At 61.7% G+C, this 15,502-nt stretch carries 14 protein-coding genes; 13 read left to right on the top strand and 1 reads right to left on the bottom strand.

Annotated elements, in window-relative coordinates:
- Positions 1–56: 56 nt before the first annotated feature.
- The 12 genes from otnK to QEO92_RS15235 all read left to right on the top strand — a co-directional run bounded on the left by otnK (position 57) and on the right by QEO92_RS15235 (position 13,130).
- Positions 57–1,340 carry a 3-oxo-tetronate kinase gene (gene otnK, locus QEO92_RS15290; protein ID WP_227703603.1) on the top strand — a complete coding sequence of 428 codons (1,284 nt, stop codon included), beginning with the start codon at positions 57–59 and terminating at the stop codon, positions 1,338–1,340.
- A complete protein-coding gene (locus QEO92_RS15285) occupies positions 1,337–1,984 on the top strand; it encodes a class II aldolase/adducin family protein (protein WP_227703602.1) in 648 nt (215 codons plus the stop codon). Before otnK ends, QEO92_RS15285 begins: the two co-directional genes overlap by 4 nt.
- Before the next feature lie 18 nt (positions 1,985–2,002).
- Positions 2,003–2,791, top strand: coding sequence for a shikimate dehydrogenase family protein (locus QEO92_RS15280; protein ID WP_280107445.1), 789 nt, complete (start codon positions 2,003–2,005; stop codon positions 2,789–2,791).
- A 130-nt stretch (positions 2,792–2,921) separates the two neighbouring features.
- Complete coding sequence (locus tag QEO92_RS15275; protein ID WP_227703600.1) at positions 2,922–4,025, top strand: ABC transporter ATP-binding protein; 1,104 nt, start codon at positions 2,922–2,924, stop codon at positions 4,023–4,025.
- Positions 4,022–4,900 carry an ABC transporter permease gene (locus tag QEO92_RS15270; RefSeq protein WP_227703599.1) on the top strand — a complete coding sequence of 293 codons (879 nt, stop codon included), beginning with the start codon at positions 4,022–4,024 and terminating at the stop codon, positions 4,898–4,900. Before QEO92_RS15275 ends, QEO92_RS15270 begins: the two co-directional genes overlap by 4 nt.
- Positions 4,897–5,688 (top strand): ABC transporter permease, encoded by a 792-nt coding sequence (locus tag QEO92_RS15265; protein ID WP_227703598.1) that lies wholly within the window; start codon positions 4,897–4,899, stop codon positions 5,686–5,688. The genes QEO92_RS15270 and QEO92_RS15265 overlap by 4 nt, the downstream gene beginning before the upstream one ends.
- Positions 5,689–5,732: 44 nt before the next feature.
- Positions 5,733–6,800 (top strand): extracellular solute-binding protein, encoded by a 1,068-nt coding sequence (locus QEO92_RS15260; protein ID WP_227703597.1) that lies wholly within the window; start codon positions 5,733–5,735, stop codon positions 6,798–6,800.
- A 117-nt stretch (positions 6,801–6,917) separates the two neighbouring features.
- On the top strand, positions 6,918–7,268 hold the full coding sequence (locus tag QEO92_RS15255) for a N,N-dimethylformamidase alpha subunit family protein (RefSeq protein WP_227703596.1): 351 nt from the start codon (positions 6,918–6,920) through the stop codon (positions 7,266–7,268).
- Complete coding sequence (locus tag QEO92_RS15250) at positions 7,258–9,504, top strand: N,N-dimethylformamidase beta subunit family domain-containing protein (RefSeq protein WP_227703595.1); 2,247 nt, start codon at positions 7,258–7,260, stop codon at positions 9,502–9,504. The genes QEO92_RS15255 and QEO92_RS15250 overlap by 11 nt, the downstream gene beginning before the upstream one ends.
- Positions 9,505–9,554: 50 nt before the next feature.
- Entirely contained in the window at positions 9,555–11,240 is a 1,686-nt protein-coding gene (locus QEO92_RS15245; protein WP_227703594.1) for a N,N-dimethylformamidase beta subunit family domain-containing protein, read from the top strand.
- Positions 11,241–11,277: 37 nt separating this feature from the next.
- Complete coding sequence (locus QEO92_RS15240; RefSeq protein ID WP_227703593.1) at positions 11,278–12,144, top strand: transketolase; 867 nt, start codon at positions 11,278–11,280, stop codon at positions 12,142–12,144.
- Positions 12,141–13,130 carry a transketolase family protein gene (locus QEO92_RS15235; RefSeq protein WP_227703592.1) on the top strand — a complete coding sequence of 330 codons (990 nt, stop codon included), beginning with the start codon at positions 12,141–12,143 and terminating at the stop codon, positions 13,128–13,130. The genes QEO92_RS15240 and QEO92_RS15235 overlap by 4 nt, the downstream gene beginning before the upstream one ends.
- Before the next feature lie 23 nt (positions 13,131–13,153).
- On the opposite strand, the gene QEO92_RS15230 is transcribed toward QEO92_RS15235, so the two are convergent.
- Positions 13,154–13,888: a GntR family transcriptional regulator gene (locus QEO92_RS15230; RefSeq protein ID WP_227703591.1), complete on the bottom strand. Its 735-nt coding sequence runs from the start codon at positions 13,886–13,888 to the stop codon at positions 13,154–13,156.
- A gap of 334 nt (positions 13,889–14,222) precedes the next feature.
- Between QEO92_RS15230 and QEO92_RS15225 the strand changes: the two genes are divergently transcribed.
- Positions 14,223–15,461: an aminotransferase class III-fold pyridoxal phosphate-dependent enzyme gene (locus QEO92_RS15225; RefSeq protein ID WP_227703590.1), complete on the top strand. Its 1,239-nt coding sequence runs from the start codon at positions 14,223–14,225 to the stop codon at positions 15,459–15,461.
- Positions 15,462–15,502: the final 41 nt, after the last annotated feature.

Below are 15,502 nucleotides of genomic sequence, written 5' to 3'. Positions count from 1 at the left end.
TGATATATCATGTACGGTAACGATGCGGGATGAACCGTGCGATTGGGGGCAGATGAATGAAGCCAATCTTTGGAGTGGTCGCAGACGACCTAACCGGCGGCATGGAAACGGCGGCGATGCTCATTGCCCAAGGCGTGAACTGCGCCTTTGTCACTGATCCGGACGCCGTCGAGAGCCTCGGCCCCGTAGAAGCTATCGTCGTTGCCCAGAAGACACGTGTCATTCCGGCTGCGGAAGCCGTCGCCCGCAACGAGCGCGCCGCGCGCGCGCTTCTAGACCGTGGGGCACGGCAAATTTTCTTCAAATACTGTGCGACATTCGATTCCACGGACCAGGGCAATATCGGTCCCGTTTCCGATATGCTGTTGGCTGTGACCGGCGCGCCCTATACCGTCTTCTGCCCGTCTTCGCCGGAGCTCAAGCGCACCGTCTACAACGGCCATCTGTTCCTTGCCGCCCAGCTGATTTCGGAATCGCCGAAGCGTCATGATCCGCTGACGCCGATGACCGATCCCGACCTCGTGCGTGTCCTGCAGCGCCAATCGGAAGCAAAGGTGGGACTGCTGGCCCATCCGGTGATCAGCGCCGGTGGCGTGGCACTTGAAAACGCTGTGACCGAGCAAGCAGCGCAGAGCATACGCTTTTTCATCACCGATACGATCTATGACAAGGATCTCGACAATATCGCCTTGCTGACGCTCGACTGGCCGCTGGTGACCGGCAATTCCACAATTGTCCAGCACTATCCGAAATTCTGGCGCGCCAAGGGTCTGGTTCAGGGCGCGCCGCAAAGGCGCAGCCTCCCAGCCGTGGCCGGCAAGGGCGTCGTGCTCTCCGGCAGCTGCGCCGAACGCACGCTGGAGCAGCTCGCCGATTTCGAGAAGTCGCATCCGGTGCTCCGCCTCGACCTGGCGGCGGTCGAGGGCGCGGGGCAGGCTGTGGCTACTGCACTCGAATGGGCGCTGCCGAAGCTCGATGCCGGTCCGGTCGGCATTTCGACATCCGCAGCACCCGAAGCCGTTTCCGCCGCGCAGGCGCTTTACGGCCGCGACGGTGCGGCGGCACTGGCCGAGCACATTGTCGGCGACCTTGCCGTCGCCTTCCATCAACAGGGTGTGCGTCGCTTCGTCGTCGCCGGCGGCGAGACCTCCGGCTCGGTGGTCGAGCGGCTGAAGATCCGCAATCTCCGTGTCGGCGCCTATGGCGGGCCAGGGATCGGCAACGCCGTGACCGAAGAGGCCGATCCGGTGGCGCTGTGCCTCAAGTCCGGCAAGCTCGGCCCGGTCGATCTCTTCACGCGCGCGTTGAACACCATGCAGAATCCCGAGGTGGCCTTATGAGCGAGATCGAATTGCGGCGGTCGCTGCTGGATGTCGTGGGCAAGCTCGAAGCCAAGGGTTTTAACCACGGCTCCAGTGGCAATGTCAGCTGCCGCATCGGCGACGATATCCTGATCACGCCGACCGGCGGCAACAGTGCCAATATGACGCCAGAACGGCTGGTGCGGCTCGATCGCGACGGCGAGACGGTGGGGGAGGGCGTCCCGTCCAGCGAGTGGCATATGCATCTCGCCATCCTCAATGCCTACCCTCAGGTACGGGCCGTGGTCCATACCCATGCCGACAGCTGCGTGGCGCTCTCCTGTCTAGCGAAGCCGATTCCGGCCTTCCACTATATGATCGCCAGCTTCGGCGGCAACGACGTGCCCTGCGCACCCTACGCCACTTTCGGAACGCGGGCGCTGGCCGACGGCGCCGTCGCCGCCTTGAAGGATCGCAAGGCCTGCCTGCTGGCCAATCACGGCATGATCGTCGCGGCCCACAGCCTGCAACTGGCCTTCGACCTGACGGTGAAGCTTGAAACGCTCGCCCGGCAATACATCCTCGCATGCCAGGCCGGCCAGCCCGCCATCATTCCCGACGAGGAAATCGAGCGGGTTCTGGAGCGCTATAAAGGCTATGGCCGCAGCCGATTGCCCGGCTGATCGTCGAGGGATATGTCTGTGGAGATCACCGGCAAATCGAAGATCATGTTCGTTCTGGCCGATCCGGTGGACCATGTCCGGGCAAGCGCCGTCCTGAACGCCTATTTCGCCGGGATCGGCGAGGACGTCGCCACGTCTCCGCTACATGTGCGGCCAGACGACCTGCCCGCCGTCGTCGGCGCGATCCGACATATGAACAATGTCGTCGGGTTCGGCGTGACAATCCCGCACAAGGTGGCGATCGCCGCGCTGCTCGACGAGATCTCGCAGAACGCGCGGCTCATCGGCGCCGTCAATTTCGTCAAGCGGACCCGAGACGGTCGCCTGGTCGGCGACAACATGGACGCACCGGGCTTCATCTCCGCCTTGCTGAACCGTGGATGCACGATATCCGGCAAGCGCGTGCTGCAACTCGGCGCCGGTGGCGCGGGCCGGGCGACCGCGCTTGCCATGGCTCAGGCCCGCGCCGCCGAATTATGGATATCCAACCGCGACCCGGTCAAGGCCCAGGCGCTGGCCGATGCGATCCAGGCGCTCCATCCGGAGACGAAAGTGACCGCCGGCGCCGATACCGCCGAGAATTTCGACCTGATCGTCAACACGACTTCGCTCGGTATGCTGTCCGACGACCCGCTACCGATCGATGTCAGCGGGATAAGCAACACCACGGTGGTCTACGACATCATCGTCAATCCCCCGGTAACCCGTCTGATGGTAACCGCGGCGGCACGAGGGGCCGTGACAATCGGCGGAAAAGCGATGCTAGACGAGCAAATGGCCCTTGTCGCCGATTTCATTAGGCGCTAGCATGATGATATATCAAATATGATATCGGGGATTTCGAGAATACAGGGTGGGATCGACTGAAATCCTGAGGGTCCTCGCCTTGAGCCAAGCCAAACAATAAAAGTGGGAACAGGCTTCAGTGAATATGGCAATGAACAGAGAGCAGGCGGCAGGCGCCTCCATTCGCATCAGCCGTCTGGAAAAGCGCTTCGGCAACGTATTTGCCGTCAATGGCGTGGATATCGATATAGCAGCGGGCGAGTTCCTGGCGCTCCTGGGACCTAGCGGCTCCGGCAAGACCACCATCCTGATGAGCGTGGCGGGCTTCGAGTTCCCGACGAGCGGAAGCATCCATGTCGATTCCGAGGACCTGACCTATCTCCCGGCCAACAAGCGCAATCTGGGTATGGTGTTCCAGAACTATACGCTGTTCCCGCACATGTCGATTTTGGACAATGTCGCCTTTCCCTTGAAGATGCGTGGCATGGCGAAGGCGGATCGCTACGCGAGTGCCGAGGAAGCGCTCGCCACGGTGCGGCTCGCCGGCTATGGCGGGCGCTTTCCCAACCAGCTGTCCGGCGGCCAGCAACAGCGCGTCGCTCTCGCCCGCGCCATCGTCTATCGCCCACGCGTGCTGCTGATGGACGAGCCCCTGAGCGCGCTCGACAAGAATCTGCGCGAGGACATGCAGCTCGAGATCAAGCGGCTGCATGCTGAACTCGGCATCACGGTTATCTTCGTGACCCACGATCAGAGTGAAGCACTGACCATGGCCGACCGGGTCGCGGTGCTGAAAGACGGCGAGATCCAGCAGATCGGCCCCTCGCGCGAACTTTACGAGCGGCCGGCCAATCTCTTCACGGCCGGCTTCATCGGCGAAATGAACTTCATCGACGTCACGGTGGAAAGCGTCGGCGACACAGTCACCGTTCTGCTGCCGTCGGGCGAGCGCTGGAACGTTCCAGCCGATGCCGTGGTCGAAAAGATCGAGGCAGCTCGGAAAGCCGTGCTCGCGGTCAGGCCGGAGCGGCTTGAACTCGGCGCCGCCGGCTCTGCCTTTATCTTGCAGACCAAGCTTTCTGACGTGGTCTATGCCGGCTCCGCGCTGCTTTTGATCGGCAGCCTGCCCGACGGAACCGAAATCCGTGCCCGCCTGCCTGGCGCATCTGACCTGACAGCGCTGACGCGCGGCGCGACCGCCACGTTCAGTGTACCGAAGGACGCGATCCTGCTTTATGCCGGAGGCGCGAAATGACCACCGCCACCCGATCGCAATTCTGGCATTCGGACGGGCGGCGCCTCAGCGGCTTTGCCACCCTTCTGCTGCTTTCCCCCTTCTTCGCAATCATCGGCTTCGTCTTTATCTATCCGATCGGGCAGTTGCTCTATATCAGCTTCATGGAGCCGGTGCCGACGCTGGACAATTATGCCCGCGTCGTTACCAATCCGGTCTATGCCCGCGTGCTGCTGCGCACGATCTGGACGGCCGTGCTCGTCACCGGCCTTGCCGTCCTTCTCGGCTTTCCCGTCGCCTATTTCATGAGCCGTGCGCGCGGCACGGTCGCGGCGCTGGTCGGCGTTTGCGTGATCTTGCCGCTTTGGTCGAGCGTGCTGGTGCGCACGGCCGCCTGGTCATTCCTGTTCCAGCGCGAAGGCCTCGTCAATTCCGGACTGATGGCAGTCGGCATCACCTCGGAACCGCTGAAGCTGCTATACACCCAGGGCGCCGTTGTTGTCGCGATGACCCATGTCCTGCTGCCGTTCATGATCCTGCCGATCTTCGGCTCGCTGCGCGCCATCCCCAACGATTACCTGAGAGCCGCCGCCGTGTTGGGCGCGACGCGCCTGCGCGCCTTCTGGGAGGTGATCCTGCCGCTCAGTCTGCCCGGCATCGCCAGCGGTTCTCTGTTGGTATTCCTGACTGCGCTCGGCTTCTTCATCACGCCGGCGCTGCTCGGTTCGCCACAGGAACTGATGATCGCGACGCTCGTCTCGCAGCAGATCCGCGAAGTTCTGGACTGGCCCTTTGCCTCCGCACTGGTCGGCGTGCTGACACTGTTCGTCACGGTTCTCGCGCTGGTCTTCAGCAAGACGTTGCGCTTCGACCGCCTGATGGGAGCCCAGTCATGAGAGCACCCGTCGACAGAGGATCACTGGCGCTCAGCGCATATGTCTACGCCGTGCTCGCCTTCATCGTCATTCCGCTGGTCATCGTTATTCCCATGTCCTTCGGCAGCAGCGACTACCTGGAATTTCCGCCGCGCGGCTTCACGCTGAAATGGTATGAGGAATATTTCGGCAGCCGGCAATGGCGCAACGCGACCTGGCTTTCCGCGCAGGTCGCATTTCTGACAGCCATTTGCGCTTCCGTTATCGGCACGGCGGCAACCTATGCCATGGTGCGCGGCCGGGGCAGTCTCGCAACCCTGTTCCAGATCCTGCTGATTGGGCCGATCATCGTACCCCATATCGCGCTGGCGGTCGGGCTCTACCTGTTCTTCCAGTCGATCGGTCTGTCCGGCACCGTTCCAGGCTTCGTGCTGGCCCATACGATCCTGGCACTGCCCTTCGTCGTTTTCACCACAGCCTCGGCGCTCGGAAAGGTCGATGCCAATCTGGAGGCGGCGGCGATGAGTTGCGGCGCCTCCCGCCTCAATGCATTCCGGTTGATCACCCTGCCGCTCATACTGCCGAACGTGGTGAGCGGCGCACTGTTCGCCTTCATCATCTCCTTCGACGAACCGGTCGTGTCGTTCTTCCTGTCGGGCGTCCGCTACAAGACCCTGCCGCGGCGCATGTTCGAGGATATCGAGCAGAACCTGACGCCCATCATTCCGGCGATCGCCACGCTGCTGATCGTCCTTTCAATCGCGATCCTTCTCATTGCCTACCTGATGCGATCGCGGGCCAAGACCTAAACGGGAACCACCAGCGGAATCCCCAAAACAAGAGGAGAACGTCTATGCCTAAGCAGAACTGGAAATGGACCACGGCAGCACTGGCCATTGCTGCCGGACTTGCCACCGCAGCACCTGCGGTCTCGCAGGAACTGGAAGACCAGCTTGTCATCGCCACGACGGGCGGCCTGATGGGGAACTCCCTGACCAAGTATTTCTACGAGCCTTTCGCCAAGGCGAAGGATGTCGAGGTTGTGCCCGTCGCCATCGAGGTTCCCGACCAATGGGCGCGTTCTGAAGCCATGATGCGCACCGGCAATGTCGAATTCGACATCGTCACCGCCACCGGGCCCGACCTCGTCGCTCGGACGGAAATGCTGGAAAAGATAGATTGCTCCAAGCTCCCGAGCATCCAGAAATTCGGCGTTTCGGATGCCTGCACGGAATATGGCGTGGTCCGCACGACAGGCGGCATGCTGATTAACTACAACACCGAAATATTCAAGGACAAGGCGCCCAAGACCTGGGCCGACTTCTGGAACGTCAAGGATTTCCCCGGTCCGCGCGGCCTGCCTGACACCGGCGACCGCGACTGGTGGGTGCCCGTCGCGGCCCTTTTGGCCGACGGCGTGAAACCCGAGGAGCTTTTCCCGCTCGATATCGACCGCGCCTACAAGAAGCTGGACGAGATCCGTCCGCACGTGGCCGTATGGTGGAAGACCGGCGACCAGGTGCAGCAGATCATGCGCAACAAGGAAGTGGTCATGACCATGAGCTATTCCGGCCGCGCGCTGGCTGTGGTCAAGGAAGGCGCCCCGGTTGCCATGTCCTGGGACGGCGCCATCCGCGATACCGGCTACATGTCGATCCTGAAGGGTGCGCCCGACAAGAATGCTGCACTCGCCTATCTCGACTTCTTCTACGCCAATTCCGAAGCGCATGTGCCTTTCATGCGCGACGTCAATTACGCGACCGGGAGCAAGACCGTCTACGACACGCTGAGCCCGGAAGAAGGCAAGCTGTTCGCCACCTCGGCAGAGAACTATCCGAAACTGGTCAAGCCGGATTTCAAGTGGATCGGCGCCCATCGTGACGAGTTGCGTGCACGCTGGACAGCCTGGCTGACCCGGTAATGCTTCAAGCGGAAGGGCGGCAATCACGCCGCCTCTCCGGCGCGACCCGGACATCCGGTCCTCCCCTCTGGCAACAGGCACGCCGGGTCGCGCCCTCCCGAACACAGGACGAATTCCATGGATCACACCAGTGACCCGAATGCCATGCGTTACGTCATCGATCCCAAGCGGCTCGATCTCGTCGCCGAATTCCGCAAAAGCCCGCTTGGTGTTCACAGCCCGGAGTTGCGGGCGATGCTGGCTAAAATGCGCTGGGGCAAGGCGCAGGGCCGCCTGGTGCTGATCGTTCTGGAGGCGGGCAAGGCCTGGCGCCTGTCGCGCATCCCCGAGCGCCGTGGCGACCCCATGCCCTTCGTCGACGACCGCATCTTCACCTCGTTGGCCGAGGCGGAATGGCATGTCTTCAAGATCCGTTGGCAAGCCATGACCGGTGTAAAGCTACCTCCGGAGTACCAAGGTGATCTATAAGACCAACGAATATCTCGGCTATCCCGACCGCATCAGCATTCCGGCCGGAGAGACCGTCAAGTTCCAGCTGTCGAGCAAGCGGGAAAAGGTCAGGGTCGAAGTCCTGCGCCTGCGCTGCGGCGATGTGGATACCAATGGCCCGGGCTTCAAATACGACGTGATGGACAGTGCTATCGATGGCGTCCATGCCTGCCTCGATCAGGAAATCCGCCCGGGCTCCTGCGCGGTGATCGCACACGGCGGCACGCTTTCTCCCAGCGGCGACGCCTGGTCCTTCGGCGCCTATATATTTCCGACCCGTATTGCCGACAATGCCAAGGCCATCATGGGCAATTGGTGTCAGGACACCGGGCGCGGCTATGGGCTGGAAATCGACACGGAAGGCCACCCGGTTCTGGTTCTCGGTTCGGCTCGTTTCGCGCTGAAGTCAAAAGCGCGCGAACGTATCTGGTCCTTCGTTTCGGCGACCCTGGATCTCGCCAACGAGACCGCGACGCTATCGCTGATAGTGCCTGCCGATGGTACGCGTCCGGCCGCAGCCCACGCCGAAACGTTCTACCTGCCGGCAGACGTGCAGCTCGATTCCGGCCGCGACTTCCTCATCGCCGCCCATCATCTTGACGAAGCGCAGAAATACACCGGCCATTTCGACGGCAAGATCGAAGCGCCGCGTGTGTTTTCACAGGCCTTGGAGGCCGAGACCCTGCGCGTCTTCGATTGGCAGCCGCGCACCGGTGCGGCCGCCCAGGGCCTCGTCGCCTTCTGGGATTTCGGCGACGGCATCACCACTCTCGCAGTGAAGGATCTCTCGGCCAATTGCCTGAATGGAAGACTGCATCAATTGCCGCGCCGCGGCGTCACCGGCTTCTTCTGGTCGGGAGCTGTCCATGATTTCCGGCTGGCGCCAAGGGAATATGCGGCCATCCACTTCCACAGCGACGATATCTACGATTGCCAATGGCAGACCACGTTTTCGCTCGACGTCCCGGACGATTGGCGCACCGGCGTCTATGCTCTGCGGCTGACGCCGGTCGGTGACACACCGGAGCCGGATTGCGAAAGCTACGTCACCTTCTTCGTCACGCCGGGCAAGAAGACGCGGCGCGCCGATCTGGTCGTCGTCCTTTCGGTCGCTACCTATCTTGCCTATGCCAACAGCGCGCTGCGCCTCTATCAGGTGCATTTCGAGACGCTGATGGAGCATGTGCTGTGGCTGCCACCGGACGATGTCTACATGCAGGAGCATCCGGAGATCGGCCAGTCGACCTATGATTGCCATATCGACGGCTCCGGCCGTGCCTATTCGTCCTGGCTGCGTCCGGTTCTGAGCATGCGGCCGCGCGGCTACTGGTTCAACCTGATCAACGACACCCACATCCTCGATTGGCTCGAGGAAAAGGGCATCGCATACGACATCATCACCGATGTGGAACTGGACCGTGAAGGCGCCCGAGCGCTCAAACCCTACCGCGCCATGATGACGCCGACCCATGCGGAATATTACTCGTTCAACATGATGAACGGTATCATGCAGTATCAGAATGCCGGCGGTCGGCACATTTCCATGGGCGGCAATGCCTTTTACTGGCGCTGCGGTTTCCATCCGGCGGCCCCGGCCGCGCTGGAGGTTCGCCGCGGCATGGCCGGCACCCGCACATGGGAATCCGAGCCCGGCGAGGTGCATCTCGCCGGCACAGGCGAACCAGGATCGCTCTGGCGCCATAGCGGCTTTGCCCCGCAGAAACTGGTCGGTACCGGATTTTCGGCAATGATCAACGATGCCTGCACCTATTATGTCCGCATGCCGGACAGCGAGAACGCCCGAGCGGCCTTCATCTTCGAAGGCGTGGGCCAGGACGAAAAGCTCGGCAATTTCGGCTTCCGCTACGGCGGCGCAGTCGGCAGCGAGATCGACCGGCTGGACTACGAACTCGGCACGCCGCGCCATACCCTGCTGCTTGCCACCTCCGAAGGCCTCGGCGCCGGCGCCCTGCCGACACCGGAGGAATTCCGCACCATGGTCGATGGTCTCGATGGTACCCAGAATGCACTCGTCCGCGCCGACATGGTGTTCTTCGAGACGGCTAATGGTGGCGCTGTCTTCGCGTCCGGCTCGATAACCTATGGCATGTCGCTCGGCTACAACAATTACGACAACAATATCAGCACGATCACGCTGAATGTCGTCAAACGGTTCCTTGACCCCGAACCCTTCTTCATGCCGGAAGCGGCGTGAGAGCAGAGTGTCCGGCGGATCAAACCGCCACAGCATCGCAAGAGACGATCATGGCAGACAACACGTTCCAATCCCCTGAATTCGGCACCGTCAATCTCGGCCAGCGCAAGACGCGGCCGATGTTCGCCGACGAGCATTGGCAGAGCCAGCCCTGGTATGAGACGCCGCGCGAGGACCCTGCCGTCCCCGAGGTTTATACCTATACCAACGACATTTCCTATAATCCGGGCGACGAGGTGGTGTTCCACTCGACATCCACGGCGAAGAGCTGGAGCCTGCAGATCTACCGGGACGGATACCTGCCGGAAATGCTGCACGAGGCCGAGATCGAGGGCGTATTCACGCCGACGCCTAAGGATGCTTACAAGAACGGCTGCAAATGGCCGGTGAGCCATCGCTTCACGCTGCCGATCGATCTGCGTTCCGGTTTCTACCGCGTGGTTTCCTCCTGCGAACGCGCCGACGGCACCCGCTTTGTGCAGCATCACTTCTTCGTCGTACGCCCCACCGAAAAGACCCGCCGGGCAAAAATCCTGATGATACTGCCGACTGGCACCTGGACGGCCTATAACGATTTCGGCGGTGCCAACCATTATTTCGGCGTCGAGGGCGAGGATGGCTGCCAGCCCTCCGGCGTGCTGTCGCTGGAGCGGCCGTGGACCCGCGGCATCGTCTGGCTGCCGGCCGGGGCACCGCGCATCTGCGCGGATCCCGGCCCGGAAATGGGTGATGCGCCGCGCTATCCGATGAAGGAATGGGCCTTCGCCAACGGGTTCGGCCAATATTACGCGGCCGCCGGCTGGGCGCAGTTCGATCGCCATTTCGCTGTGTGGGCAGAGAAGGAAGGCTTCGAACTCGACATCATCACCCAGACCGACCTCCATTACCGGCCTGAATTGCTTGACGCTTATCCCTGCCTGACGATCATTGGCCATGACGAGTACTGGACTTGGGAAATGCGCAAGGCAATCGAAAGCTATATCGAAAAGGGCGGCAGGCTCGCCCGGTTCGGCGCCAATTTTCTCTGGCAGATTCGGCTGGAGGACGACGGCAAGCGGCAGGTCTGCTACAAATTCAAAGCGATCCACAAGGATCCGGTCGTCGGCACCGACAGGGCCAACCGGCTGACCACCGCCTGGGAAGACAGGAACGTTCGCTGGCCAGGCGCCTCCACTGTCGGCGTCAACGGTGCGCACGGCATGTATGCTTCCTGGGGCGGTTTCGCGCCGAACGGCCAGAAGGGTTTTACCGTCTACCGTCCAATGCACTGGGCGTTCGAAGGCACGGGCCTGCATTACGCCGATATCTTCGGAGACAAGCAGCGCATCTTCGCCTACGAGGTTGACGGTCTCGATTACACCTTCCGCCATGGTCTGCCCTTTCCGGTCGAAGTTGAAGGCCAGCCGGAAAGCATCGAGATCCTTGCAATGGCGCCGGCCGTTCTTGCCGAGGACGAACCGCAGGGCGATGGTTTTCGCTACTATGTACGTGGCACCGACCACGAAGGGCTCGTGCAATGCGTCGAGGGCGAGGTGACCCCGCAAGGGCTGGCCAAGTACAAATACGGTTCCGGCATGATGGTGCATATGATCAGGGGCAAGGGCGAGGTAATCACTGCTGCTACCTGTGAATGGGTCATGGGCCTGAAGCGCGGCGATCCTTTCACCCAGCGCATTACCCGCAACATTCTGGACCGGTTCACGGTCGGCTGGAGTAATAAGCGGGGGCACAGATGACAACTCGATTGAACGATGATCTGGGAGGGCCGCGCCGATGACCAGCGCCATCACCAGGGAGCGGCAGCCCGCTCCGCGCATCCGCGATGCCCTGGAGCTTGTGCGCATAGCCCGGTCGTTGCGTCGCGACACCATCAATCTGGTGGCGCCGACGGGCCAGGGCTATGTGCAGCAGGGGCTTGGTGCGGCCGATCTCTTCGCCGTGCTTTACTTCGCGGAGCTGCGGCTTGATCCGAGCGATCCTCATTGGACAGATCGTGACCGCTTCCTACTTTCCACCGCCCACAACACGGCGATCTTCTATGCGACGCTTGCCGCGCGCGGCATGGTCGATGCCGCCGCGGTCGCCGATTACTGCAAGGACGGTTCGGTGTTCGAGGTCAATGCTTCGGAACGCATCGGAACGCCCGTCGAGGCGACGCTCGGCTCATTGGGGCAGGGGCTGTCCGTCGGCATCGGCATGGCGCTTACTGCCCGCCGCCGCGGGTCGTCGGCCCGTATCTATGTCTTGCTGGGCGATGGTGAATTACAGGAGGGTCAACTCTGGGAAGCCGCCCTTTTTGCCGGCAGCGCCGGGCTCTCCAATCTCTGCCTGATCGTTGACGACAATCGCATGCAGGTCGAGGGCCATATCGACAAGGTCGTCTCCGTCGCGCCGATCGCCGAGAAGTTTTCCGCCTTCGGCTGGGTGGCGGAGGAGATTGACGGTCATGATATTCTGGCACTGCTCGCGGCGCTCGACCGTGCCCGCGAACGCGACAAGCCAACCTGCCTGGTTGCCGCGACGCTGGCCGGCAAGGGCGTTCCCTCGCTCGAAGGCATTCTTGCCCATAACCTGAAACTGCCGCCAGACGTCGCCGCCGAGGCGCTTGCAGCGCTTGGCGATGCGGAGGAGGCGAAATGAGCGAGAAACAATCCCTCGAAGTTCTCGATTTCAACGCCCGGAGTTCCGCGGCGGCGAGCGCCGTCAAGCACTACGGCGAGGCGCTGTTGGAAGCGGCCAAGCGCGACGAACGTATCGTGTGCCTCACCGCCGACCTGACGCTGCCGACCGAGACCGACCTGTTCCGCGACGGGATACCGGAACGCTTCCATCAGGTCGGCATTGCCGAGGCGAACATGATCGGCATTGCCGGCGGCATGGCGCGCGGCGGCGAAATTCCCTTCGTTCATAGTTTCTGCGTGTTCGCGACACGACGCTGCTACGATCAGGTGGCGATGCAGATCGCCTATCCGCGCGCCAATGTAAAAGTGGTCGGCGTCATTCCTGGACTCACGACTTTGCTCGGCGTTTCCCATCAGGCAATCGACGACATGGCGCTGATGAGGGCGTTGCCGAACATGGTGGTGATCGAGCCAAGCGGACCCGCGCAGGTACGCGCCGCGGTCGCCGCCATAGCGGCATATGACGGACCTGTCTATCTGCGCCTGAAGCGCGCCGACGGTGCCGAGAAGGCCGCGGAAGCGGCTTCCGATTTCAAGATCGGCGAGATGCGGGTGCTGCGGTGGGGCACAGGCGGCCTGATCGTCGCCTGTGGCATGATGGTGGATATCGCGTGCGATGCGGCTGATCGTTTGGCCGGCGTGGGCGTCGATGTGACGGTGGTCGACATGGCGACGATCAAGCCGCTTGATCCTGCTCTTGTCGACCTCGCGCGAAAAATGCCGCTGATCGTCACGGCGGAAAACCATTCGATCATTGGCGGCTTGGGCAGTGCCGTTGCCGAACTGCTGATGGAAAACGACGTCCATGTGAAATTCCGCCGTGTCGGCGTGCGCGACACGTTTGCCGAGGGAGGCACCACTTCCTACCTGTTCGAGAAATATGGTCTCTCGGCCGGAGCGCTTGCGGCAACCGTCCGCGAAGCGGCGAAGAGCGCGGCATCATGACCGCCCGTGCTCAATCTTGCCTCTCAGGCCGCCCCTCCGGCGGTCGGCGGTGTCATGAAACGTGTGCCGCCGGATTTTTCGAGCAGGCGCACGAGGTTCTGTCCGCCTTCCATCATGTCGGCCTGGATCGACTCGCGCACCTTGTCCGGCCGGCGCTGGCGCAAGTATTTCAGCACCGAAAGGTGCTGATGCTCGTTCGGATAGGTCGGCGGCGCGCTCGGATAATGGAAGTTCAAGAGCGGCCCGTTGCGCATCCAGATATCGTCGAGGATCGCCAAGACCTCGGGCAGCTCGGAGCCTTCGTAGAGGCCACGATGAAACTGCCAGTTGGCGCGCACGGCATCCGACCAGCGCTGCTGCTGCTCGGCGCTGATAAGTTCTTCATGGATCGCTTCCATGTGGTCGATATCGGCCTCGGAAACGCGCGTGGTCGCGTGCTCGGCGGCAAGGCCTTCCAGGAACAAGCGTACGGTGCGCAGCTCGATATATTGCTTGGCCGTCATGTGCGACACCATTATCGAGCGTCCTGCCTGCATTTCCAGCGCCCGGCCACGTACCAGTTGCATCAGCGCCTCGCGGATCGGCGTTTCGGACACGTTCATGGTTGTCGCGAGATCGCGGATCTTGAAGCGGTGGCCCGGCCAGAAGCGCCCCTCCATCAGTGCTTGGCGGAGATTGTTGTAGACCAGCCCTGTAAGGCTGTCGCGGGCAACGGGGCCGACCCCGTTATCACCAATCATCTGGTCAAATTCGGCCATGTTCAATCCTCGAAAGGGGTGCTTTACCGGCATGGATCCGCACAAAGCCCCGAAACTCAATTATATATAATATAGGAGAGCGCAGTGCAGTGCGATAGCCCGGCAATGCGAAATGCTGCAAAATCAACATATATATGCGCAATCTCACGTCGTCGTCCATGCCCGACCCCGACAACTGTGACGCAAAATGATTGCTGTGCCAGGACGTCGCAAGATCGGATTTAATGCCGCCCTTATCCTGAAAATCTGGGCCGGCCAGCGCATACGACACAGAGTCATGCTTGCTTTCCAGATAAAATATATGATATATCGAAATCATAATGGAGAATTTCCCATGTCGGATTTAATCAATGCCCGGGATGCTGCGTTGCGCGCGCGTGCTGAAAAAGTTGTGCCGAGCGGAATGTGGGGTCATCTCCATGCCGTTAAGCTGCCGGAAGCCTATCCGCAGTTTTTTGCCCGGGGTGAAGGCGGCGTCGTCTGGGATGTCGACGGCAATCGCTATGTCGATTTCATGTGCAGCTGGGGTCCGAACCTACTCGGCCATCATCATCCGGAAGTCGAGGAAGCCGCTGAGCGTCAGCGCCGTTTGGGTGATTGCCTCAACGGTCCCGGCGAAGTGATGGTGGAACTTGCGGAGATGCTGGTCGATACCATCGCTCATGCTGATTGGGCACTGTTCCAGAAGAACGGAACGGATGCGACGACGACCTGCGTGACCGTGGCACGCGCGGCTACGGCTAAGCGCAAGGTCCTCGTGGCCAAGGGTGCCTATCACGGTGCGGTCCCTTGGTGCTCCCCGTCGCTGGTCGGTGTTACGGCGGAGGATCGTGCGCATCTGATATATTATATTTTCAACGATATTGAATCGCTTGAAAATGCGGTCAAAGAGGCCGGCGACGATATGGCGGCCATCGTCGTCTCGGCCTATCGCCATGATCTAGGTTTCGATCAGGAACTGCCGACTGAGGATTTTGCCAAGGCGGCCCGCCGTCTCGCTGACAGTAAGAATGCAGCCCTGATCCTCGACGAGGTCCGCGCCGGCTTCCGTCTGTATACGGCCGGCAGTTGGGAGCCGCTCGGCGTGCGTCCGGATCTCTCCGCCTGGAGCAAGGCGATCGCGAACGGTTATGCGCTTTCCGCCGTCACCGGCAGCGACTGGTTGCGCAAGGCCGCATCCCAGGTCTTCGTCACAGGCTCGTTCTGGGCCGGCGCCGTGGCCATGGCGGCGGCACTGGCGACGCTGAAGGTCGTGCGCCGCGACGACGTCCCGGCCAAGGTCAGCTATCTCGGCCAGATGCTGCGCGATGGTCTCGAAACCCGATCGCGCCAGTTCGGCGTCTCGATCCGCCAGTCCGGCCCGGCGCAGATGCCGACTGTGTTGTTCGACGATGATGCAGATTTTGCCAAGGGTTCAGCCTTCTGCAGGGCCGCTCTTGCCAAGGGCGTCTATTTCCATCCAAAGCACAACATGTTCCTGTGTGCTTCCCATACAGAAGCCGATATCGCCGAGGCGCTGGTGGCGGCAGAACACGGATTTGCAGCAGTATCGGCCTCGGGGGATTCATCCTAAGTGCAAGGCTTACAATCGTGTTGATGTCTCGGGAGGACGCG

Origin of the sequence: Neorhizobium petrolearium (assembly GCF_029854435.1) — a bacterium.
GTDB classification, from domain to species: Bacteria; Pseudomonadota; Alphaproteobacteria; order Rhizobiales; family Rhizobiaceae; genus Neorhizobium; species Neorhizobium petrolearium.
This window is presented reverse-complemented; position numbering and strand designations above follow the sequence as displayed.